The sequence below is a fragment of the Dyadobacter bucti genome, from assembly GCF_005869225.1.
Taxonomy (GTDB): Bacteria; Bacteroidota; Bacteroidia; order Cytophagales; family Spirosomataceae; genus Dyadobacter; species Dyadobacter bucti.
The window spans coordinates 544,425-568,919 of sequence record NZ_SWFP01000004.1; the positions used below are offsets into that span (position 1 = coordinate 544,425).

14 protein-coding genes are annotated in these 24,495 nt (G+C 47.3%); 10 read left to right on the top strand and 4 right to left on the bottom strand.

The genetic code is table 11. The features are described from left to right. Window positions 1-14 precede the first annotated feature (14 nt). The 7 genes from FBF61_RS15925 (at window position 15) to FBF61_RS15955 (ending at window position 10,715) form a co-directional block, all read left to right on the top strand. Window positions 15-2,693, top strand: coding sequence for a PQQ-dependent sugar dehydrogenase (locus tag FBF61_RS15925; protein ID WP_229215073.1), 2,679 nt, complete (start codon window positions 15-17; stop codon window positions 2,691-2,693). Window positions 2,694-2,756: 63 nt separating this feature from the next. Further along, a complete protein-coding gene (locus FBF61_RS15930) occupies window positions 2,757-3,944 on the top strand; it encodes a n-acyl-d-glucosamine 2-epimerase (protein ID WP_138478923.1) in 1,188 nt (395 codons plus the stop codon). 3 nt (window positions 3,945-3,947) lie between these two features. Continuing rightward, a complete protein-coding gene (locus FBF61_RS15935; RefSeq protein WP_138478925.1) occupies window positions 3,948-5,192 on the top strand; it encodes a sugar MFS transporter in 1,245 nt (414 codons plus the stop codon). A gap of 161 nt (window positions 5,193-5,353) precedes the next feature. Then, the gene (locus tag FBF61_RS15940) at window positions 5,354-6,550 is read left to right on the top strand and encodes an ROK family transcriptional regulator (protein WP_138478927.1); all 1,197 of its coding nucleotides are present in this window, start codon (window positions 5,354-5,356) and stop codon (window positions 6,548-6,550) included. 209 nt (window positions 6,551-6,759) lie between these two features. Next, entirely contained in the window at window positions 6,760-7,233 is a 474-nt protein-coding gene (locus tag FBF61_RS15945; RefSeq protein ID WP_138478929.1) for a low affinity iron permease family protein, read from the top strand. A 140-nt stretch (window positions 7,234-7,373) separates the two neighbouring features. Then, the gene (locus FBF61_RS15950; RefSeq protein ID WP_138478931.1) at window positions 7,374-9,935 is read left to right on the top strand and encodes a TonB-dependent receptor; all 2,562 of its coding nucleotides are present in this window, start codon (window positions 7,374-7,376) and stop codon (window positions 9,933-9,935) included. 63 nt (window positions 9,936-9,998) lie between these two features. Further along, entirely contained in the window at window positions 9,999-10,715 is a 717-nt protein-coding gene (locus FBF61_RS15955; RefSeq protein WP_138478932.1) for an outer membrane lipoprotein-sorting protein, read from the top strand. A 1-nt stretch (window position 10,716) separates the two neighbouring features. Here the strand turns inward: FBF61_RS15955 and FBF61_RS15960 are convergent, their stop codons facing one another. The 3 genes from FBF61_RS15960 to FBF61_RS15970 form a co-directional block, all read right to left on the bottom strand. After that, complete coding sequence (locus FBF61_RS15960) at window positions 10,717-13,407, bottom strand: PAS domain-containing protein (RefSeq protein ID WP_138478934.1); 2,691 nt, start codon at window positions 13,405-13,407, stop codon at window positions 10,717-10,719. A gap of 595 nt (window positions 13,408-14,002) precedes the next feature. Then, window positions 14,003-15,628: an NADP-dependent glyceraldehyde-3-phosphate dehydrogenase gene (locus tag FBF61_RS15965; RefSeq protein ID WP_138478936.1), complete on the bottom strand. Its 1,626-nt coding sequence runs from the start codon at window positions 15,626-15,628 to the stop codon at window positions 14,003-14,005. Between the two features lie 100 nt (window positions 15,629-15,728). Next, window positions 15,729-17,081 (bottom strand): MATE family efflux transporter, encoded by a 1,353-nt coding sequence (locus FBF61_RS15970; protein WP_138478938.1) that lies wholly within the window; start codon window positions 17,079-17,081, stop codon window positions 15,729-15,731. 179 nt (window positions 17,082-17,260) lie between these two features. Between FBF61_RS15970 and FBF61_RS15975 the strand changes: the two genes are divergently transcribed. The 3 genes from FBF61_RS15975 (at window position 17,261) to FBF61_RS15985 (ending at window position 23,604) form a co-directional block, all read left to right on the top strand. Then, window positions 17,261-19,735, top strand: a complete 2,475-nt coding sequence (locus FBF61_RS15975; protein ID WP_138478940.1) for a TonB-dependent receptor domain-containing protein — start codon at window positions 17,261-17,263, stop codon at window positions 19,733-19,735. 140 nt (window positions 19,736-19,875) lie between these two features. Then, window positions 19,876-20,325, top strand: coding sequence for a response regulator (locus FBF61_RS15980; RefSeq protein WP_138478942.1), 450 nt, complete (start codon window positions 19,876-19,878; stop codon window positions 20,323-20,325). 75 nt (window positions 20,326-20,400) lie between these two features. Further along, window positions 20,401-23,604 carry a PAS domain S-box protein gene (locus FBF61_RS15985; protein ID WP_138478944.1) on the top strand — a complete coding sequence of 1,068 codons (3,204 nt, stop codon included), beginning with the start codon at window positions 20,401-20,403 and terminating at the stop codon, window positions 23,602-23,604. On the opposite strand, the gene FBF61_RS15990 is transcribed toward FBF61_RS15985, so the two are convergent. Further along, window positions 23,579-24,466 carry a DMT family transporter gene (locus FBF61_RS15990; RefSeq protein WP_138478946.1) on the bottom strand — a complete coding sequence of 296 codons (888 nt, stop codon included), beginning with the start codon at window positions 24,464-24,466 and terminating at the stop codon, window positions 23,579-23,581. The genes FBF61_RS15985 and FBF61_RS15990 overlap by 26 nt on opposite strands. Between the last annotated feature and the right edge of the window lie 29 nt (window positions 24,467-24,495).

Sequence of the window (24,495 nt, forward strand, 5' to 3'; positions counted from 1 at the left end):
AGATTAACATTACAGTGAACTACATCAAATCCTTTTTCTGGCTGGCGTTCATGGGCGCGGCATCGGCGGTAACGCCATCGGAAAGACCTGTTTTCAGGCAAGTTGCGGCCGATAGTACGGGCGTCGATTCGAGCAGGTTTACCTATACCACCCTGGTTTCGGGGCTGGACGAACCGATGGGGATGGCGATCCTGCCGGATTACGACATTGTCGTTGCAGAAAGAAAAGGTGCGGTGCGTTATTATGACAATGAATCCAAAGAACTGAAAACCATTGCCCAGTTCAATGTGTTCAGCGGGATTGAGGACGGTTTGCTGGGTGTTGCCGCAGATCCGGGTTTTAAGGAAAACAACTGGATCTACTTTTATTACGGCGTAGGAGGTACTGAAAACATAAGCCATCTTTCACGTTTTGAACTGAAAGATGGCCAATTGATACAATCTTCGGAAAAGGTTATGCTCAAAGTCCCGACGCAGCGCACATACTGCTGTCACTCTGCGGGTTACCTCACTTTTGGGTCGGACGGACTGCTTTATTTGTCGATCGGGGACAATACCAATGCGGAAGAAATCGAAGGCCATAATCCCACCGACGAACGTCCGGGCAGGCATTTATCCGACGACCAGGGGACGACAGCCAACAGCAACGATTACCGTGGCAAAATACTCAGGATCAGGCCGGAAGCCGACGGCGGTTACAGCATTCCCGACGGAAACCTTTTTCCAAAAGACGGATCGCTGGGCAAGCCTGAAATTTTTGCAATGGGTTTGCGGAATCCTTTCCGGGTTTCGGTAGATCCCAAAACGCAGTATGTGTATTGGGGAGACGTAGGGCCGGATACGGAGATCAAAGCATCGGAAGGTAAGCTGAGCTATGACGAGATCAATCAGGCCCGGAAGCCGGGTTTTTTCGGATATCCGTATTTTCTGGGCGACAATGAGGTTTTTCCCAAATATGACTTTGAAACAAAAAAAGAAGGCCCCGGCAAAGACCCGCTCAGGCCGATCAACAATTCCCCGAATAATACGGGTGTAAAAGAGCTGCCGCCGGCACAGCCCGCATTCATCTGGTACGGAAAAGTGCCGTCCAAAAAATGGCCGTTGGTGGGAAAAGGCGGGGCTAGTGCTATGGCCGGTCCGGTTTACTACAGCGATCTGTACCCGAATGCCCCCTACAAGCTCCCGGAATATTACAACGGAAAGCTCTTCATTTACGAGTGGATCCGCAAGTGGATCATTGCCGTGACGATGGATGCCAATGGAAATTATGTGAGCATGGAGCCGTTTTTGCCCCAACTGAAAGTGGTCGCACCTATGGATATGCAGATCGCGAAGGACGGGGCGGTGTACCTGCTCGCTTATGGTACCAACTGGTTTGCCCGTAATACCGACTCGGGAATTATCCGGGTGGAATATTCGGAAGGCAACCGGAACCCGGTCGCGGCGGCAAAAGTCAGCAAAACGGTGGGCGCGGCTCCGCTGGCGGTGACATTGTCGGCAAAGGGATCGAAGGATTATGACCCTGGCGACAAGCTGAGCTATGAATGGAAGATCGGGGAGAAAAAACTGAATGGGGAGGAGCTTAAATATAGTTTCACCAAACCCGGCATTTACAATGTTGTGCTCACCGTCACCGATCAAAATGGCGGGAAAGGCTCCGCGACCACGCAAGTGAAAGTGGGTAACACGCCTCCTGCCGTTACGATCAGTTCGCAATCCAATAAGAGTTTTTACTGGGATAAGTCGTCTCTCGATTACCAGGTCAAAGTGCAGGACAAAGAAGATAAAGTGATTGACCCGAAAAAACTGAAAGTTAGTTTTAACTACCTCGCTTTCGGAAAAGACCTGGCGAGTGTGCTGTCTTCGGGTGAGCCGGGTAACCTGCAGTATGCCAATACTGAAAAACTTTACACTTCCTTGGACTGCAAGGCTTGCCATACATTGGAAACCAAATCCATAGGGCCGGCTTTGAAAGAGATTTCGAAAAGGTACGCGGAGAAAGCAGGAGCGCAGGAAACTTTGGCCGATAAGATCATCAAAGGCGGAAGCGGAAGCTGGGGCAGTTACCCTATGCCGCCGCATGCCGACCTGCCGAAAAAAGACGCTCAGGAAATTGCAGGCTATATATTGTCTCTTGGAAAACAGGAGGAAAATATTCCTTTGACAGGTAAAATTGCGCTGACAAATCACGTAGGCGAAGGAACCGAAGGGGCGTATGTTTTGCAGGCAGCCTACACCGACAAAGGGGCCAACGGGATCGCGCCGATTAAGAGCAGCAGCAACATTATCCTCAGAAATCCATTGATCCAGATGGAAGATTATGAAGAAGGAAACGTGGGCGTGGTGATCGCTACGTTGAATACAGGCTACATTTCGCACATCGCCAACATTACCGACGGGAAGTATACGCGCTTCAACCACATCGACCTCACGCGTATCAGAGGGATCAAATTTCAGGTGCAGGAAGCAGGTGCAGGCGGCACTATCGAACTCCGGCTCGACAGCAAGGATGGCCCGCTGGCGGGGTCTTTGGAGGTGAAAGCAGGGAAAGTGCAAAATCCCAAAACCGACTGGAAGGAAATGACACTGGCCGTTCAGCCTACTTCCGGTTTCCATGATCTTTATTTTGTATATAAGAATCCAACTGCAAAAGGCGCCCTGTTCCACCTGGACTGGATGTATTTTGAAAGGTAGCGGCTTACTATGGCCATATTAACGACTATTCCTAAATCCTTTAAACTGAAAGTACTGTAAAGAATGAAGCCGGAAGATTATATTGACTTATACAAAAATGCCCTGTTGAATGACGTTATCCCTTTCTGGCTTCAAAACTCCGGAGATTTCGAGGCGGGTGGCTATTTCACTTGCCTCGACCGGACGGGCAAAGTATATGATACCGATAAATTTATCTGGCTGCAATGCCGGCAGGTGTGGTGTTTTTCAATGCTTTACAATAAAGTAGAGCAAAAACAGGAGTGGCTGGATTTTGCAATCCACGGTGCGGAATTTCTTAAATCCCACGGACGCGACGGGCAGGGAAACTGGTACTTTTCATTGGAGCGTTCGGGTGCGCCGCTGGTGCAGCCGTATAATATTTTCTCCGATTGTTTTGCGGCTATGGGCTTCGGGCAATTGTATACTGCTACCCGGAACGAAGAATACGGAAAGATCGCGCTGGACACTTTTCATAATATATTAGGTAAGAAAAATAACCCGAAAGGGATTTACAACAAAGCAGTAGCAGGCACGCGGCCGCTGGAAAGCTTCGCATTGCCGATGATCCTGTGTAACCTGGTTCTTGAAATCGAGGAACTGCTGGATCAGGAGCTTGTTGAAAGGACGATTCGGGAAGGTGTTGATGCGGTGCTCAACAAATTTTACCAGCCGGATCGGGGCTTGATCCTTGAAAACATTTCACCGGACGGGTCATTTTCTGATTCTTTCGAAGGTCGGCTGGTCAATCCTGGACATGGACTGGAATCGATGTGGTTTATGATGGACCTGGCGGAACGGTCGGGGGATGGGGCGATGATGCGGCGGTCGGTAGATATTGCTTTGCAGATCCTTGAATACGGGTGGGACGAGGAATTTGGCGGTATTTTTTATTTTATGGATGTAAAAGGCGCACCGCCTCAGCAGCTGGAATGGGATCAGAAACTGTGGTGGGTGCACATGGAAACGCTGATTACCTTGCTGAAAGGGTACAGGCATACGGGCGACGAGCGTTGCTGGACCTGGTTTGAACGCGTGCACAACTACACCTGGAAACATTTTCCAGATCCGGAAAACGGAGAGTGGTTTGGTTACCTGACCCGTCAGGGAAATCCCCTGCTGACTTTGAAAGGCGGAAAATGGAAAGGTTGTTTTCATGTGCCGCGTGGACTGTACCAATGCTGGAATACCCTGCAAGCTATTGCACAGAAAAATGAAATTTTACAAAAATAACACATGGCCCAGATCCCCGTCAGTCAGATAGCTACTTCGGAAAACCCGGGCGCCGCACGCAATTATCTGCCGGCGCTGTTGTCGCTCGCGGCACTTTATTTCATGATGGGTTTTATAACCTGTCTGAACGATACGCTTGTTCCGTTTTTTAAAAATGGCTTTCATCTCACGTATACCCGGTCAGCGTTAGTTCAGTTCTATTTTTTCCTGACCTACGGGATCATGTCCGTACCGGCCGGGAGGATAGTGGAGAAAACTGGCTACAAGCGTGGCATGGTTACCGGTTTTCTGGTTGCTTCGGGCGGGGCTTTTCTGTTTTTCCCGGCGTCGGTTATGCATGAATATTATCTTTTTCTGGCTGCTCTTTTTATCCTGGCTATCGGGATCGTAATTCTTCAGGTGGCAGCCAATCCTTACATTACCATTCTGGGACCTGCGGACACAGCGTCTTCCAGGTTTACGCTCATACAGGGTGTAGGTTCTATCGGTACCACGGTAGCGCCGATATTCGGGACATGGTTTATTCTGTCTCCCCTGGGAAATTCTGAGGCATCGAGTGATGCGGTGAGGTTGCCTTATCTGGGCATTGCCGCTCTGCTGATCCTGATCGCCTGGGTTGTGAACAGTCTGCGGCTTCCCGAGATCAAACCCGTCGGAGATGTTGAAAAAGTGGAGGAGAACAGGAAGATATTTTCTTTCCGGAACCTTAAACTGGGCGTCTGGGCTTTGTTTTTTTACGTGGGCGCGGAAGTTGCGATCGGCTCGTTCCTGACCAATTATATTGCCGATACCCTTTCTGTTTCCGAACAATCAGCAAACAGCTATGTAGCTTTTTACTGGGGAAGTATGCTGGTGGGGCGGTTGGCGGGCTCGGTTTTGCTGAAATCCGTCAGGCCTCCGCTGGTACTTGCATTTTGTGCGGTGGCTGCGATGGTATTGATCGGAATCTCAATCGGTACGTCGGGTTACCTGGCAGTTTGGACGATGATCGGCGTCGGGCTTTTTAATTCGGTGATGTTCGCTACTATTTTTTCCTTGTCTGTAAATGGTTTGGGTAAATTCACCACCCAGGCGTCCGGATTGTTATCGACGGCGATCGTCGGCGGAGCTATTATTTCTTACGGACAGGGCTGGCTGATCGACCGTTTTACATGGCAGGTGGCTTTTACACTTCCGCTGTTGTGTTATCTGTATATCGTTTTTTACGGATTAGATGGATATAAGACAAAACCAATTTTAAATTCCTGAAAAGAAATTTTCGGGCATTTTATTTAATAAGTGTTTGAAAAAATGCCTGACTTAATGAATGGTCAGGTATTTTTCTATCGGCCGATAGTCTTTTTGACCCACAACCGGCTAAACTATTTAAAGGAAGTATGTAAGTTTGGGATCAAACACGCATTCTTTCTATGACCAGGCCCCTTCATATTTCCGGCAAAAAAAATACCGACCCGAAAAAAACTTTGCTCGGGCATTTCGTGAGGACCGGAGACATTACCATTCCCGAACTGAGCAAAGAAGCCAATATCAGCGTTCCGAAAGTGACTGTGCTGGTGAATGAACTGATCCGGGATGGGCTCATCCGCGACTACGGAAAAATAGAATCTTCCGGCGGCCGAAGGCCCAATCTGTATGGAGCTGTTCCGGAATCTGCTTTTTTCATTGGTGTTGACGTCAAGCAAAACCATATCAATCTGGGTTTATCGGATCTCCGGCAAAAGCTGGTGACTGTGTCTGAAAAAGTGCCGTATATGCTTGAAAACACACCGGAATCCCTGCAGGCACTGTGCAACCAGATCATTACTTTTATAAACGGGTTGAGTGTTCCGCGGGAACGGATACTGGGTGTCGGTATCAACCTTTCGGGCCGGATCAACTATGCTACGGGCCATAGCTACAGTTATTTTCATTTTGACGAGCGACCGCTGAGCAGCATCGTGGAGGCGGAAGTGGGCATCCCGGTTTATCTGGAAAATGATTCCAGGGCGATGGCTTTCGGGGAATTTTCGATGGGTGTTGTGGAAAATGAAAAGGATGTGTTGTTCCTGAACCTCGACTACGGAATTGCCGTGGGCATTCTGATGAACGGTCAACTGTATTATGGTAAGTCGGGGTATGCCGGTGAATTCGGCCACATGCCGATCTTTAATAATGAACTGATCTGCCGCTGCGGGAAAAAAGGCTGCCTGGAGACGCGGGCGTCAGGCTGGGCGCTGACCAGGATGTTCAGGGAAAAATTACGGGAAGGATCTTCTTCAGCCCTGTCGTCGAGAATTGTCAATCCCGACGAAGTGGAAATGGAAGATATCATCCAGGCTGCCCTGGCCGACGATGTACTTGCGATTGAGCTGATTGCCGAAATAGGTGAAAACCTGGGCCGCGGAATTGCCGCGCTGATCAACGTTTTTAACCCGGAGCTGGTGGTATTTGGCGGCAGCCTGATGGCGACCGGAGAGTATATCTGGCTGCCGATCAAGACTTCTGTTAACAAATATTCGCTGAGCCTCGTCAACAACGATACCCAGCTGAAAATCTCCAAGCTAGGTGAACATGCCGGCATTCTGGGCGCCTGCCTGCTTGTCCGAAACCGTGTGCTCGGACTTTGATATTGTGATCGGCATGCCCGCAGATACCAGCCGGAACGAAGGTTTTAAGTAAAATAGTCCCGATTGTTCTTTTTAATGTTTATCAGCTTATTGCTCCGCCTGGACAAGTTATTTCAAAGAAAATTCATTGTAGTTTTGGTAAAGGGGAAGGCATTTTGCTTTTCTCTTTCTTTATACATCAGGACTAACAATATTCAGGGCGCAAAACGATGAAGACCAAGAACCTTTTTGAGAAAATAGCTACAAAAATAACAGCCTGGACAGGTAGTTCCACCGCTTTTGCCGTGGCGTTTGGGGTAATTCTGGTCTGGGGGATCAGCGGGCCTGTATTCGGGTATTCCGATACCTGGCAACTGGTGATCAATACCAGCACGACCATCATCACATTTTTAATGGTGTTTCTGATTCAGAAATCTCAAAATAAGGACTCCAAGGCTATTCAGTTAAAACTCAATGAATTGATCGCTGCCAACAAGTATGCCAGCAACCGTATGGTGGATATAGAAGATCTCAGCGAAGCTGAACTGGATATATTGCATAAGTTTTACCAGCAGCTGGCCGACATCTCCAAGAAGGATCAGGACATCCATCAATCACATTCTATCGACGCTGCGCGGAAGCTTCACGAGCAAAAGAGCAGTTTGAAGAAACTGAAAGATTCCGGCAGGCTTTCAGGCGAATAGCAATTCATCTTCTGATAGAATTCGGGGTCTATCAGGGGATATTATACGCTTATCCTCCGAATTACAGACTTTGTCATATTTTCATTCCCGGTGATTTATTTCTGTCGCAATTTTATAGTGATAAAAATAAAACTCCTGCAATGAATAAAATTCTGCTTTTCATCATCATCCTGCTTTTTTGCCAGATTTCTCCGGTATCGGCCCAGTTTCCCGCGACTGGCGGAGCGGCAAAAACCAAAGCACTTCCCGGAACGGCGGGCGATCAGACCCCGAAAGGAAATTCGAAAATATCCGGTACCATTGTGGATTCTACCTCGCAGAAAGAAATAGAGTTTGCGAGTATTGCGCTTTATAAAAGTTCAGGACAGGCCGTTGACGGCACTGTTGCCGACGAAAAAGGTAAATTTGTTTTGAACAAAGTGGTGGCAGGTGATTACAAAATCCTGATCACATTCATTGGTTATGCGAATAAAACCATCACTGACATTGCGCTTGCCAAAGGTCAGGAACTGGATCTTGGCGCGATAAAACTGAGCTCCAATACCAAAACGCTGGACGAGCTCACGGTAACAGGCCAGGCCGCGCTGATTGAAGAAAAAGTGGACCGGCTTGTCTACAATGCCGAAAAAGATCTGACAGCCAAAGGTGGCGATGCTTCGGACGTTTTGCGCAAAGTTCCCATGCTTACTGTCGATCTGGACGGAAATGTTTCCCTGCGCGGAAGCCAGAATATCAGGGTTTTGATCAATAACAAACCCAGTACGATCATCGCCAGCAGTGTGGCGGATGCTTTGAAACAAATCCCTGCCGACCAGATCAAAACCGTTGAAGTGATCACGAGTCCTTCTGCCAAATATGATGCGGAGGGATCGGGCGGTATCATCAACATTATTACAAAAAAGAACAGCTTACAGGGTCTTAACCTGAATGTGGACGCGGGAGTTGGTAATCGCGGCTCGTCGTTGTCGCTGAACGGAAGCTACCGGAAAGGTAAGGCAGGGTTTAACCTGGGCGGTTTTGGGCGCGGCAACTACAATACCATTACCCGCACAGCCCTCGACCAGACCAGTATTGTCAATGACGTTTCCACACTTACGCGCCAAACCGGCGATGGAAGCAGCAAGGGGATATTTGGCCAGTATAATCTCGGGTTCGATTACGATCTTGCCAAAAATCAGAGTATCACAGCAGGGGTGCGATACGGGCTCCGCAACTTTGTCAGCCAGCAGGACCTGGTGACCAGATTATTCAACAATGGTGTGGCCGGAGAAGCGTCGGGGCGTAATGTGGAAGCAAAGAACCTTTCGGGCACGCTGGATGCCAATGTGGATTATTTGCATACGTTCAAGCCGCAGCAGGAGTGGAGCATTTCTACTTTGTACAGCAGGAACGATCTTACCAATAATTTCGATGCCGACCTGCTGACCAACACCGGGGAGCTGCGTAACCGCCAGCGGAACATCAACCTCAATGTCAATCAGGAATTTACGCTGCAAAGTGACTACCAGACTCCGATCAAGAAAAACCAGCTGCTGGAATTTGGCGGGAAAGGTATTTTCCGAGAAGTAACGAGCAACTACAAATACGAAATAGCCGAAGCAACGGGTGATTACAGGCCGGAAACCAATCAGCCTTCAGGGGAGCTGACCTATCATCAGAACATTGCCGCTGCTTACAGTTCTTATACTTATACCACCACAAAAAGGTATACTTTCAAAGGGGGCCTTCGTTACGAGCATACCTTTATCGATGCAAGTACGAAAGAGGACGGCATGATCGGGGTAGGCGATTATGGTGTATTGGTTCCGAGTCTGAATGCATCAAAGACTTTCAAGGGGACTACCGTGAAGCTGGGTTACAACAGACGTATCCAGCGGCCGGGATTGCAACAGCTGAACCCTAACTTCAACGCTGCCAACCCGCAGAACATAACCATCGGGAATCCGGAGCTGAGACCTGAGCTTACCAATAATTTTGAACTCGGTTTAAGTAAAAACATCAAGAAGACATTTGTGAACGCGACGTTCTTCGGACGTGTGACCAATAACGCGATTTCGCAGGTAAGGCAACCTTCGGATACGCTTGCAGGCGCAATCGTGACGACTTTTGAGAACGTAGGCCGCCAGCATGCTTATGGTGCGAATATTTTTGCCAATGTGGCTGTAACTTCGAAGATCAATGTTGGTATTTTTTCCAATGTGTTTTACACATCGCTCACCGGTAGGACAACCGGTGAGAACGGTCGGCAGCAAGAAATAACCAATACCGGAATGAATATCAGCGGAGGCTTATTTTCGCAGGCCCAGTTCAAAAACGGATGGGGTGCGCAGGCATTCGGTTTCATGCAGGGACAACAGGTGCAGCTGCAGGGGATCCAGGGCGGGTTCGCTTTTTATACTGTGGGTGTAAAGAAAGAATTCAAAAACAAAAAGGCAAGCTTGGGGTTGGCTGGCGAGAATTTTTTCAGCAAACGTTACAAGATCCATACGAAACTCAACAGTTTTCAGTTTGACCAGGTCAATGATGTGTATCTGTATAACAGAGGCGTGAGGCTTACTTTTACATATAAGATCGGGAAAATGACGATGGAAGCTCCGAGAAAGAAAGCGCGGTCGGTAAGCAATGACGATGTGAAAAGTGATGGCAACGGACAGGCACCGGCTGGTGGCGCGCCTGCCGGCGGTGGGGCGCAGCCCAGGTAGTTCTCTGTTTAAATAGCATAATATTTTCAGTAACAGGTTATTAACTCTAAATTAAATCGTAAAATGAAAACAAACAGGTTTTTAACAGTTGCGGCAGCGGCATTTCTGTCGGTCAGCGCTTATGCTCAGACGGTTGACGAAATCGTTGACAAACATGTCGCTGCGATGGGCGGCTTGGATAAGCTGAAATCAGTGAATACAATCATTACAGAGCGCTCTATTGCCGTACAGGGAATGGAGATTCCCAGCAAATCGACGCTGGTAGTGGGTAAATTCCTGAGAAGCGAGTCGACAATAATGGGCAATGCCATGGTGCAGGTGGTGGACGGAAAGACGGGTTGGATGATCCGACCGACCCAGATGGGCGGAACCGGCGAGCCGGAGGATATGCCTGCAGATCAGGTGAAACAGCAGGCGAGCCAGCTGGATCCTTTTGGTTCTCTGGTGAACTACAAAGAAAAGGGCAACAAGGTTGAGCTGGTTGGGAAGGAAAAGGTTGACAAGAAAGATAATTATCATCTTAAGGTCACTGGTTCGGACGGACAGTTGTCGGATCAGTTCATTGACGCGGAAACCTATCTGATCAGCAAAGTTAAAATGGACATGGGCGGAGAAACCGGAGAGATCGATTTTTCAAATTACAAGGAAGTAGACGGGATCAAATTCGCAAATACCCTTGAGATGTCCAATGCGCAAATGGGCCTCATTACGCTGCTTACCAACAAGGTTGTGATCAATGCGCAGGTGGATGAAGCACTTTTTAAAAAACCTGCGAAGTGATTTATAGTGCGACTCGGTGTTTTCCATGCAAGGCCATCTTGGCATGTAGTTCGGTCGGGTTAAAAGGCTTGGAGATATAATCGTTCATTCCTACCTGATATGCTATGTCTTTGATGTCCAGCATCGCCGATGCGGTAAGTGCAACAATGGGAAGCTCAGCATATTTTTTACCAGGCAATTTCCGGATTTCGGCAGTTGCCTGGTATCCGTCCATTTCGGGCATCTGCAAATCCATCAATACGAGGTCGTAATCATTTTTACGGACCTTTTCACAGGCGATCAGCCCGTTTTCTGCAATATCGTATTCCACCTCCCATTGTTTCATGAAGTTTTTCATGAGCACCACATTGATGACGTTGTCTTCCACAATGAGGACTTTCAATCCTTTCAGGCTGAAAGGATTATCGGAGTTTTTTTTGTCGTGATTTCCTCCGGCGTTTTTATCGCTTGTTTTCAGGTCGAGGCTGAAATAGAAAACAGAACCCTTCCCGACGGTGCTCTGAACCTGAATCTTGCTGTTCAGCAGTTCAAGGAGTTTTTTGGTAATGGATAATCCGAGGCCTGAACCACCGAACTTTCTTGTAGTATCAGAACTGGCCTGTGTAAAGCTTTCGAAGATTGCATCGATCTTTTCAGGCGGAATGCCTATACCTGTGTCTTTTATTTCGAAATCGATCGTGACATGCTCCTTTTCCTTTTTCAGCATGGAAGCGGAAATGGTCACTTTTCCCTCTTTAGTAAATTTAACTGCGTTGCTGACCAGATTGGTGAGTATCTGGCCCAGCCTCACCGGGTCCCCGATCAGTATCATATCGAGGTCAGGATCGACCATCAATTTCAGCTGAACTCCCTTTTCTTCGGCCTTCTGAAGAGTACCGGACCGGATGTTTTCCAACAGCGAAAGGACATTAAATTCAACTTCTTCAAACTCTATTTTTCCTGCCTCGATTTTACTGAAGTCAAGTATGTCATTGATGATCACCAACAAATTTTCCGCCGAAAATTTCAGGATATTCAGGTAATCCATCTGATCGGGTCGCGGGTTTTGCTGGAGGAGTAAATGAGTGAACCCGATCACCGCATTCATCGGCGTACGGATTTCATGGCTCATGGTAGACAGAAACTGGGATTTCGCGATAGCGGCACTTTCTGCCAGTTCTTTGGCGTTGATCAGTTCCTGCTCGGCTTTTTTTCGGGAATCAATATCCATAATTGCCCCGTAAAGCTTTGCAACTCTGCCCGACTGGTCGACCAACGGCTTTCCTATGGCGTGAATGAACTTTATCTTTCCATCTGGTAACACAATCCGGAGGTCAAAACTTGCCGGTGCTTTGTTACTGATTGCATTTTTAATGTGGGATACGTAGAGTTCCACATCCTCAGGATGAATCATCCTCGAAAATGTCTCTGTATCTGGCCCTTCACCCTCGGGTTCCAGGCCGAATATCCGGAAGGTTTCTTCAGACCAGTAATTTTTGCCCGTAACAACGTCGGACTCCCAACTTCCACTGTGTGTAAGCTGCTGCGATTCGGCGAGCATCGCCTGGTTGCGACGGATCAGTTCTTCGGCGTGTTTACGATGCGTAATGTCATGCCATACTACCAGTAATACTTTCTTGTTATTGATATGGACAGGATTGAGGGTTACCTCTACCGGAAACTCTTCGCCATCCATTCTTTTGTGAATCCACTCGAAACGATTGTAACCCGTTTCGTAGGCCAGCTTATCCATAATTAGCGATTTTTCTGCGGACAACTGCCCGTCCGGCTGGAATTCCGGAGAAAAAGTGGCGGGATGCATGGATAACAATTCGACCTTATCCTTACAGCGAAGCATTTCGATCGCGGCATTATTGCAATCAATGATGCCATGTTCATCAAGCAAAAGATGAGCGTCGGTGGAATGTTCAAAAATTACTCTCAGCTTCTCCTCGACCAGTTTGCTCTCGGTGAGATCTTGCAAAACGCCGTACAATTTTATAGGCTTGCCATCCTGGGAAATCACTTTGCCAATGGTCCGAATCCAGATATCCTTCCCTTTCGCGGATTCCATCCACAATTCCAGGTCCCAGGGGGTTCCATATTTGAATGCCTTGTCGAGGGCCTCTTGTATAATCGGCTTCGACCAGGGTTTATAGTAACTTAAAGCATCCTGCAGGTCTGGTTTCAGGCTTTCGTCAAGCTCGTGAATATCATATATTTCTGAGGACCAGGTTAGGTTCATTGTTTCGAGATCCAGTTCCCACACACCTATCTTGGCCAGGCGTCCGGCTTCTTTGATCAGGCTTTCATTCTTTAAAGTTGTGTTTCTCAATACAACGCTGTCGTGGATATCCGTAACAGAACCAACCATGCGCGCGGGTTTGTCATCTTCGAAAATAACATCTCCGCTGCACTCAAAATACCGGTACCCACTGTGTTTCGTTTTTAACCTGAAATGTACCTTGTAACGGATTTTATCTTCAACTTGCTCTTTTACCGCGTTCTCTACAATTGTCCTGTCTTCCGGATGAACAAGGAATTCCAGGAAATTATCATATCCCGGAGTGATTTCCTCCCGCTCGTATTCAAGCAATTCGTAAAGCCGGTCAGACCATATCTGCTGGCCTGTTTCTAAGTCCCAGTCCCATATTCCCGCATTGATCGCTGCAATGATCTTTTCAAGCGACTCGATTGAAAACTTCTGATTCATCTGTTGTTGATTGCATTAACGGATAAATTTAAAACAATTTGTAGAATTATTTTTATGCGCATAACTATATTGATTCTCTTGTTAAATCAGGCAACCTGCAGCTTACAGGAAGATACAGGCAGTTGTAATCAGGAAGGAATTGGCAATATGAAAAAAACAGATTAGGGAGAGCTCGCTTGAAAAATACTATAGCGTTTTGGAGCAGGAGAGAGGGGGATATATGCGGAAATTTGGAAATTTCTGCCGGCGGCATTCTTAACCGATGGATGTTAGGAATTATCAAATCAGATATTGTGACTACCAACAACAGAAGAGAGAAGCCCAAAGGGCTGACATTTTTGTAAATAGAACCACCTATAAAGGAATAAATTGAAATGGCAACTTTTAGATATGATTGTCTAGAATAAATTCACCCCGTTGGGTTTTACTATGCAGGAGTAGATGAGAAGACTTTTGTAATAAATATGATCGTCAGAGGATTTCTGTATAGGTATTTTATTCATTACATTTTTAAAGAGCAAGTGATATCCGCATTTATATAAATCCTTACCAGGCAAAACAGAGACCCGGCAAGGATTATATACATTTACTAAAATCAGAATATAAACTTCGTACTCAGGAAATTTGAGCTGTCTTTATGTACGATTTCATTGATTACCTGCTTATTAGTCTCATTCATTTTAAATGCTACGAGCGAGCGGATCGAGAATGCACGGATAGCGTCGGCGACTGACAATGTCCCCTCGGCGCTGTCTTTGCGTCCCGTGAAAGGAAACACATCCGGGCCTCTCTGGCATTGTGTGTTCACATTTACACGGCTCACCTGGTTTACCAGCGGGTCAATGAGAGAAGCGATTTCGTCGGCATTGTCACTGAAAATACTAACCTGCTGACCATGCGTCGATTCTATCAAAAACTCGATGGTTTCTTCCAGATCATCAAACGGTACGACCGGTACGATCGGGCCGAACTGCTCCTCATGGTATAGCTTCATCTTACTGTTTACCGGATACACCACAGCCGGATAGAAAAACGAAGCTGCAGAGGTGCCGCCATTTTCGTTCACGATTTCGGCACCATTGGCAATGGCATCGGAAATACATTCATTCAGATACTCTATCTTGTTGGTTTCCGGTAAAGGTGTGAGCGAAACGCCCTTTTCCCACGGCATTCCATATTTCAGCTGACCAACCGCAGCGTTGAACTGCCTGAGGAATTCGTCAGCCACACTTCTGTGCACCCAAACAATCTTCAACGCCGTACAACGCTGCCCGTTAAATGAAAGCGACCCGGTAATGATCTCCTTTACGGACAAACTGATATCGGCATGAGAAGTTACTATGGCCGCGTTTTTGGCGTCAAGCCCCAGCACAGCCCGCAGGCGGTTCACTTTCGGGTGGGATTTTTTCAGTTCATTGGCTACCTTGCTTGAACCGATCAGCGTAAGCACGTTGATCTTGCCCGAATGCATCAGACCGGGCACAATCGCATTCCCGCGTCCGTAAATCACATTTACGACTCCTTTCGGAAAACAGTCCCGGAAAGCTTCCTGCAAAGGATAATGCAGTAAAGTCCCGAATTTCGGAGGTTTGAAAAGAATGGTATTGCCCATGATCAGGGCCGGAATGAGTGTCGTAAAAGTTTCGTTCAGCGGGTAGTTGAACGGCCCCATGCAAAGTACGACACCCAGCGGCGAGCGGCGCACCTGCGCAGCGATGCCATCTACAATATCAAAGCCCGATGAATCCCTGTCCAGGTTTTTAAGGGAGTCAATAGTCGCATAAATGTATTCAACGGTCCGGTCAAATTCTTTGGTTGAGTCAGCGAAGGATTTACCGATCTCCCACATGATGAGCTTCACGATCAGGTCCTTTTGCTCGATCATTTTACCTGTAAACTGCTCCACACAGTGAATTCGTTCGGCGACACCCATCGTAGGCCATTCCCCACGGCCATTGTTGTAAGCAGCAACGGCGGCATCCAGCGACTGCTGTGCTTCCGCTTCCGTACAGATCGGATAACTGCCGATCAGCTTGCGTTCCAGGCCGTTTTCTGTTTTAATACAAATCGGGGAGAAAACTTCGTGAACCTGGCCGTTCCATGGCACCATTTCACCGTTGCTGAGGTATTCGCGCTGATGGATCTGGCTGGGAAGCAGAAATTCGGCAGGAATGTCTTTTTCTTCTACAAAGATTTTTTGTAAAGTGGAAGTGAAATCCATTGATTGAATTTGTTTGTAAAAAATGTGACAAATAGTAAGTTTTTTTGACGACGATGTTTTCCTGCAATATCCCTAAAATATTTCGCGCTGCGGGATAGATTTACAGATTTAATCCGCTTTCCTGTGCCTGTATGTTTCTCCTGGTCATTTTCAAAAAACGCGTAATAAGAAACACAGATGCCAGCGTAAGCCCGATGATCAGGCCCAGCCACATGCCGACCGCGCCCATTTCAAAACGAAAAGCAAGCAGATAACCGACAGGCAGGCCAATCACCCAATAGGCAATGCCGATCAGGAAAGTAGGTACTTTCACGTCCTTGATACCGCGCAAAAGTCCTGCGCCGATAGCCTGCGTACTATCTGAAATTTGAAATATCGCTGCAAAAAGCAAGAGAAGAGCAGCCATCTGCAGTACCTCGAAATTGTCATTAAAACCTCTGGGGATAACATTCCTTAAAACTGCAAACGAAATCGCGCAGAAAACACCGTAGATCAGGGCTGTGAGAATGGTACTCTTGCCGATTACAAAAATTTTTGCCCAATCGCTTCGTCCCAATGCATTGCTAACCCGGATCGAGCCTGCCTGCGCAAGTCCCATCGAGACCATGAATGTAAAAGAGGCACTGCTCAGGGCGATCTGGTGGGCGGCCTGGGCTATGGCGCCTATGGTCCCGATCAGAATCCCCGAAACTGCAAATGCACCGGCTTCCATACCGATCTGCAGGCTGCTGGGCACACCGATATGCAACAGTTCCCGCCAGGTTTTCGCTTTGAGTTTCCATTGATTGCTGCTGACAGCAATGTATTTTCTAAAAGTTTTATGTTTCAGGATCACCGCCGCCAGTGCGAAGAATATGATGCTTCGGGTGATCAGGGTAGCCCAGCCAGCGCCCAGCAGTTCAAGTCTCGGAAACCCCCAGTTTCCGTAGATGAGGAGCCAGTTTAGCAAAATATTGATGGGCATGCCGGCCAGTGACAGGATCATGGCAGTCCGGGTATATTCCAGACCGTCCGCAAACTGTTTTAATGTCATAAAAAGCAGCATAGGGATAATGGAAAGGCCCATTAGCTCCATAAAAGGGATTGCCAGTGTTACTACTTCGGGATCCTGGCCCAGGTGATGCAGTATGTCTTTTCCGAAAACAAGTGTCAGTGAAATCAACACGGCGGTGAGTGCGCAAAGGCAGAAACCATTGAAAAGGTAGTGTGAAACCAGCTGGGCGTCTTGGCGGCCATTCGCAAGGGAAACCATCTGGGATACTGAAATCGTCATACCAATACCGATCACAAAAGGAATATTCATGGCATTGATCACGAGTGCGGCGGCAGCAAGCTGCTTGTAACTGATCGCCCCCACCATGGCGCTGTCGATTAAGTGAAGGGCAATCTGGGCTAGTTCTCCGATAATGATTGGGAAGGCAAGTTTTAAAGTTTGTGATGCTTCGTTTTTCATGGAATTTGCAGGAAATGCTAAAAAGGATGCAAAGTTAGATAACTTTACTTCAACAACTCATACATATTCCCTCCGTATTCTTTCGTCTATCCACTGGATTGGTAGAGTAAAACGGCGGGAGAAAAAGGTTTACTAAAAGTATTTTCAGAATTATTGACAGAACAGTTACCAAAATTATAATGAGTATCAGGAAAAGATTGTTAAGAAACCGTTACGGGTGGGCAAAAGGGAAACGTGCGCTTTCACGGGGCCTGATTTTCGGTTTTATCTTTTGTAATTATTTCAATTCTTACGCACAGCGTGCGGATAAACTCAAAGTAACAGGTAAAATCATAGACAGCCAGAGCAGCGATCCGCTGGGTTATGCAAGTATCAGGTTGTTCAGAGCAGGGGACAGCACTTTCGTTGCCGGTGCCATTACAGATGAAACAGGCGGGTTTGTTGTAGATATTGCGGCCGGGTCGTATTATGCATTGTCAGAGTTTATCGGATACAAGGCGCAAATCACTTCGGGGATCAGGCTCACTGCTGCCAATTCCCCGTTGAATGTCGGCACGATCAAGGTTAATGTGTCGGCCCGTACATTGGATGAGGTAACGGTACAGGCTGAGAAAAGTTCGATGGAACTGTCGCTCGACAAAAAGATCTTCAACGTTGGCAAAGACCTCGCAAATGCCGGCGGGACTGCGGTGGATATCCTCACAAACGTGCCCTCGGTCGCGGTGGATGTGGAGGGGAATGTAAGCCTCAGGGGCAGCGGAAACGTACGTATATTAATTGACGGTAAACCTTCCGGACTGGTAAGCATTAAAGGATCCAGCGGGCTGCAGCAGTTGCAGGGCAGTATGATCGAGCGGGTTGAGATCATTACCAATCCTTCCGCCAGGTATGAGGCCGAGGGAATGGGCGGGGTGATTAATATCGTTTTGAAAAAAGAAAGAAAAGAAGGCATTAACGGTTCCTTCGATATCATTACCGGACATCCTACCAATTATGGCGCAGCGGCAAATGTGAATTACCGTAAAAAGAACCTCAACTTTTTTATCAATTATACGCTATCGTACCGTAATACGCCTGGGCGCAATTTTCTGTACCAGGAGCTCTACCGAAACGATTCCACATTCATCATGGAGCGTGATATGCGGAGTAACCTCAAAGGTATGAACAACAGTGCGAGGGGCGGGATCGATTACTATTTTAACCCCAAAAACATTCTGACCGGCTCATATACCTGGCGCACCAGCCGGGGAAAACGGTTTTCCACATTGAATTACCGCGATTACCTCACCAGCACCAGCAATATGACCAGCTACACCAACCGCACTCAGGACGAGACGGAAAGGGAGCCTAATTCGGAATATTCTGTGACCTATAAAAAGACTTTCGACCGCAAGGGACGTGAATTTACTGCCGACGTGCGCTACCTCGACAACTGGGAAAAGTCGGACCAGTACTATCATGAAAATGTTTACAAGCCAGACGGAAGCCCTTCCGGTATTCCGCCGCTTCTGCAGCGGGCTGTCAATGATGAGACGGAAAAGCAGCTTCTTTTTCAGGTTGATTACGTGCACCCATTCGGGAAAGACGGGAAGTTTGAAGCCGGAGCGCGAAGCAGTTCCCGTGACATGACCAACGATTATATTGTCACTGAGCAGACCGGCGATGGCGGCTGGATTCCGCTGGAAGGCCTGACAAATGACTTTTTATACGAAGAAAACATCAATGCGGTGTATGGTATTGTGGGCAATAAAACCGGGAAATTATCTTACCAGGCCGGATTACGTGCGGAGTGGACGGGTGTCACTACAGAATTGAAGCAGACGAAAGAAGTCAATGAAAGGAAATACGCCAATCTTTTTCCGAGCGTCCATGTCACTTATGATTTTGCAAAGCAGAATGCTTTTCAGCTCAGTTTCAGCCGGCGGGTCCGCAGGCCGCAATACAATGATCTGAGCCCTTTTGCTACGTACAGCGATAACCGGAATTACTGGAGTGGTAACCCGGACCTTAACCCTGAATTTACCAATGCCTTTGAGCTCGGACATATCAAATATCTTGCAAAAGGATCGGTAACCTCATCCGTTTATTACAGACATACCAACGGGAAGATTACCAGTATCCGCCGGGTGCAGGAAGACGGAAGTTCTTATACAAGGCCGGAAAACCTTGGCACAGAGGATGCCTACGGAGTTGAAGTTACCGGCTCGTTTACCCCGTATCCCTGGTGGAAGCTCGACGGCAGCGTTAATTTTTTCCGTGCGATAACGGACGGGACCGGACTGGATGAAGATTTTCAAAGCGATACTTACAGTTGGTTTGTACGGAAAACCTCCCGCTTTACTTTGTGGAAATCAGCCGATGTGCAGCTGAGAGGTAATTATGAAGCACCGCAGCAAACGCCGCAGGGCAGAAGGAAAGCACTGGCTACCCTGGATCTTGCTGCGACCCGTGACATTCTGAAAGGCAATGGCACACTTACGCTCAGCGTGATAGATGTGTTCAATTCGCGCCGGTACCGCAGCATTACTGAAGGCTCGAATTTCTATACACTGAACAATTCTCAGGGACGTTTGCGGCAGGTTAACCTCACACTGAACTATCGGTTGAGGCAGGCAAAAAAGAAGGCGAAAGAGGGGATGGAAGGGGAATTTTAATGGCTGAAATTTCATAAAAACCTTTTTAATAATTACCTTGTATGTAAATTCTGTAACTGTTTAGAGGTTTTTGATGTTCTTACATTTGTCAAAAACGTTGCTGATGTCCATTTTCCATTGAAAAGGCTTAATTGAAGGCTATGAACACAAAAACAAATAAATCCATATTCCTGGCAGATGACGATGCGGATGACTGCATGTTGTTTGAAGATGCGCTGAGAGAAGTTAGTTTTTCCACGGATCTGACTATGGCTAGTGATGGGATTGAGCTGATCAACCTTATGGAAGCAACAGTTCCCCCTTCGCCGGATGTGATCTTCCTGGATCTGAACATGCCCAGGAGAAACGGTTTTGAATGTCTGGAATTGATCAGGAACAAAAAACAGTGGAAGGATATCCCGGTTGTTATTTTCTCTACAAGCGGACAGGAAGATATGATCAGGAAAGTTTATGAACAGGGAGCCAATTATTTCATTAGAAAACCAGGATCTTTTCTAAAACTGAAACAGGCGATCCGCCAGATACTGGATATCGACTGGACCAAACACAGATGGACACCGATGTCTGAAAATCTGAAGTATCAATATTGAATCCTATTGTTCACATATTTCATTTGTAACACAAACTTCACTGCGGAGAGATAGGTGAGGAATCCATATACGGGCATGAATCCGATTGAGCTTGAGTTTGAGCGGGCGAAAGCGCGTCATATTTTATTCCAAACAAAATTAAGGTCAATTCTCTATGGTTCCGAAATCGATGCGGGACCAGTGCTTTCATCTACACAGTCCCCGTTCGGAAAGTGGATGTATGACCATGCATTAAAAAAATACGGGCACCTGCCTGAAATGCATGATCTTGAAAGAGTCCATCTGAGAATCCACGAATCAGCAAACAACATCCTGGCGCTTTATAAAAAGGGGAGGATAGAGGAAGCCCGTGAGAGGCTTTCCGAGATAGAAATGATCGCCGGAGATCTGCTAGCGCTGCTTGCGGTTATAGAAAGGAAGTTGACGACTGAAGCCGGTTTTGAAGGATTTTCCGGGGAAGAAAAAGATCGCTGCACGGATTTTATGCAACTGAATGAAGCTTTCACGGAGCTCGAACAACAGCTCAGGCGACATTCGGAAAGATCGGCTCTTGTCCGGAAACAGGTGCTTGATACTGAAAATAAATTCAGGAGTGTGATGATGCAGGCGCCGGTCGGCATAGCGATACTGAGGGGACTGGATTTTACGGTGGAATCGGCCAATGAAGCCTATCTCGAGATCTTTGGCAGGAAAGAAGATGAGCTGGTCGGGAAAGCATTGTTCCTTTCGCTCCCGGAGATCAGGGTGTTTGTTGAGCCTATACTCACAAACGTTTATAAATCCGGCATAGCATTTCATGGAAATGAATTTGAGGTGGTTATCAGGCGTTTCGGAAAAGCTGGAAAGTGTTACTTCAATTTTGTATACCAGCCGCTTGCGGAAGATGACGGAACGGTTTCGGGGATAATCGTTGTAGCGACGGAAGTAACCCAGCAGATAATGGCCAAACATGCCCTGGAAACGAGCGAAATACAGTTCCGGGACCTGGTTACCCAGTCGCAGTTTGCCAAGGCGATTTTCAAGGGAGAGGATTTTATCATCAGTATTGCCAATGAAAGTCTGCTTAAAAATATCTGGAGAAGGGAATTACATGAAGTTCAGGGCCGGAAACTGTTCGACGTTTTCCCTGAACTCGTCGATCAGGAATTTGCACAGATATTAAAAACGGTATATCATACAGGGATGCTGCACCGGGAAAATGAGGCGCTTGCTTTTGTAGACGGGCCAGACGGCGTAAGGCAGGAGTTTTATCTTGATTACCAGTACGCGCCGATTTTTGCGATAGATGGCCGTGTGTCCGGGATCATGGTTTCGGTAAATGACGTGACGGAAAAGGTAAAGTTCAGGCAAGAGATTTCAGAAAATGCCGAACGGCTTGCACTCGCCATTGAAGCAACGAAACTGGCTACCTGGGATCTCAATATCCCGACCAGACAGATGGTTTATTCCGCGCGTCTGGCTACGATATTCGGTTATCCCGAGACCGAGGTATTAAGTCATCAGGATCTTCGCGATCATGTTCATCCAGAGGACAGGCAGAACATTGTTGAAAAGGCTTTTGCGGCAGCGCTTGAAACCGGCAGTTATTATTATGAAGCGCGTTTGATCAGGAACGACGGATCAATACGATGGATCAGGACACAGGGCAAGGTAATTTACGATGCCGATCACAATCCTCAGCGGATGCTGGGTACCATGATGGATATAACGGATCAGAAACGTTCGGGGCAGATTATAGAAGAAAGCGAAAAGCGTATCCGTGACCTGATAGAGATCATGCCTGTTGCGATTTATACCGTGGACGAAAACGGGCTGGTGAACTTGTATAACAAAGCTGCCTCTGACCTTTGGGGACTTCAGCCGGAGATTGGAAAAAGCGCATGGTGCGGGTCGTTTGAAATATATTCTCTCGACGGGGAGTTTTTACCGAAAGAGCAAAGCCCGACGGCCGAGGCGTTGCGGGAAAAACGAGCGATAACCGAGGAAGTTTTTGTTAAAAGGCCAGATGACTCAGTGAAACACGTGATCATGAGCCCGAAGCCTGTTTACGACATGCACGGTAATGTCACGGGAGCTTTGAACGTAGTTATCGACATTACCGATCGCAAAGAGGCAGAACTTGCCCTGAAAACTAGCGAAGGTAAATTCAGAACGCTTGCTGATTCGATGCCGCAGCTTGTCTGGACAAGTGACGCAGAGGGTAACCTGAACTATTTTAATCAGTCTGTGTACAATTATTCAGGATTGACGGCAGATAAAATTAGTCAGGAAGGGCTGGTGCAGATGGTCCACCCGGATGATCTGCAGGAGTATCGCCGGTTGTGGAGCTTATCGGTTGAAAATGGGGTGGATTTTGTTTTTGAACACAGGTTGAGGCGGGCGGACGGTGTTTTCAGATGGCAGCTTAGCCGCGCAATTCCGCACAAAGGCGCGGACAAAAGCATTCAGATGTGGGTGGGGACGAGTACCGATATTCACAACAGTAAAATTTTCATTGACAAGTTGGAAGGAAAGGTGCAACAGCGCACCCGGGAGCTGACGGTTGCCAACAATGAACTGATCCGGACTAATATGGAACTTGCGCAGTTCGCCTATGTTGCCAGTCATGACCTTCAGGAGCCGCTGCGTAAAATCCAGACTTTCACGACACGTATCCTGGAAACAGAAAATGAGAACCTGTCGGACAGGGGCAAGGACTATTTCAGAAGGATGCAGGCATCTTCTACCCGGATGCAGCAACTGATCGTCGACTTGCTTGCGTTCTCCAGGGCCAATGTTACCGAAGAACATCTTGAGTATACAGACCTGAACGTTGTGCTGCAAAATGTGAAAGACCAGCTAAGTGACGTGATTCATCAAAAAAGGGCTGCCATTATCTCGGAAAATTTACCTTTCAGAAATGTGATCGTCTACCAGTTTGAGCAGCTTTTTACCAATCTGATTACTAATTCTCTGAAATTTGTTGCGCCTGACCGAGACCCTGTTATCCACATCACTACCGAAAAAATATCAGGAGCGCTGATCCCTCTGCCCGGCGCTGATCACGAAGCAACATATCAGTCCATATCTTTTTCAGACAACGGAATCGGTTTTGATCCGCAGTACAAGGATAGGATTTTCCAGGTTTTCCAGCGCTTGCACAACCGGAACGCTTACGAAGGTACCGGAATAGGTCTGGCTATTTGCAAGAAAATCGTCGACAACCACCGGGGACTTATTGGTGCGATGAGCGAACCTGGAAACGGGGCAGTGTTCACCATTTATTTGAAGGAAGATTAGTTTTTGGGGTAATCGTCCTGACTGTAAAAGTAACTGCGATACCGATTAATATAATAACACCTCCTATGATCATCTGAGGGGTTATTTTCTCATCGATAAAAATCCAGGCAAAAAGCCCAGTGACAAGAGCCTGGCTTAGAAGGCTCAGTGACACCCGGTTAGCATCCAGCTTTTTTGTAGCATAGCTGATGGTGAGCCATCCCAGGAGCTGGCAGATCAGCCCGTTTACAACAAAAACGCTCCAGACTGCCGGTGTAAAATTCCATAGCGGCTGCCTGAAAGCAACGCAGACGACGAGCAGGTAAACCGAAGAAACGGCCATGCTCACTGCCATAAAACTGACAATATCTATTTTGTTCAAAACGCTTTTGCTAATGATCATGTATGCGGCATAAAGAATGCCTGAAAAGACGGCGAGCAAAAAACCTTTGTCAAAACGCATTTCAGTAAACGCCTCCGGGCCGATCAGTACAACCATACCGGCCAACGCGATCAATGTTCCGATCCAGAACGCAGGTTTAGGTTTGTCAGGTAAAAACAGGAATGCGCCCACACCGACCCACACTGGTGAAAGATTGGTCAGCAGAGTAGCCTGGGTAGCATTGGAATAGTGGATTGAAAGGTTCCAGACAGCAATATCGGTAGCGAAAATGATACCGCATATCATTACGGGAAGCCAGAGGTTTTTGGGAGGCACTGTAAATTTTCGCGAAATGAGGAGGTAAGGCAGCAAAAACAGTAGACCAATAAACATTCTGTAAAATGCAGAAGTGATGCCCGATACCGGCGTCCATTTTACCAAAACGGGGAAAATACTGATGCAAAGAATTCCGATAATAAGGCAGAGACGCGAGCTGGGCATAGTAGAAATGATTCACGCAAAGATAAGGA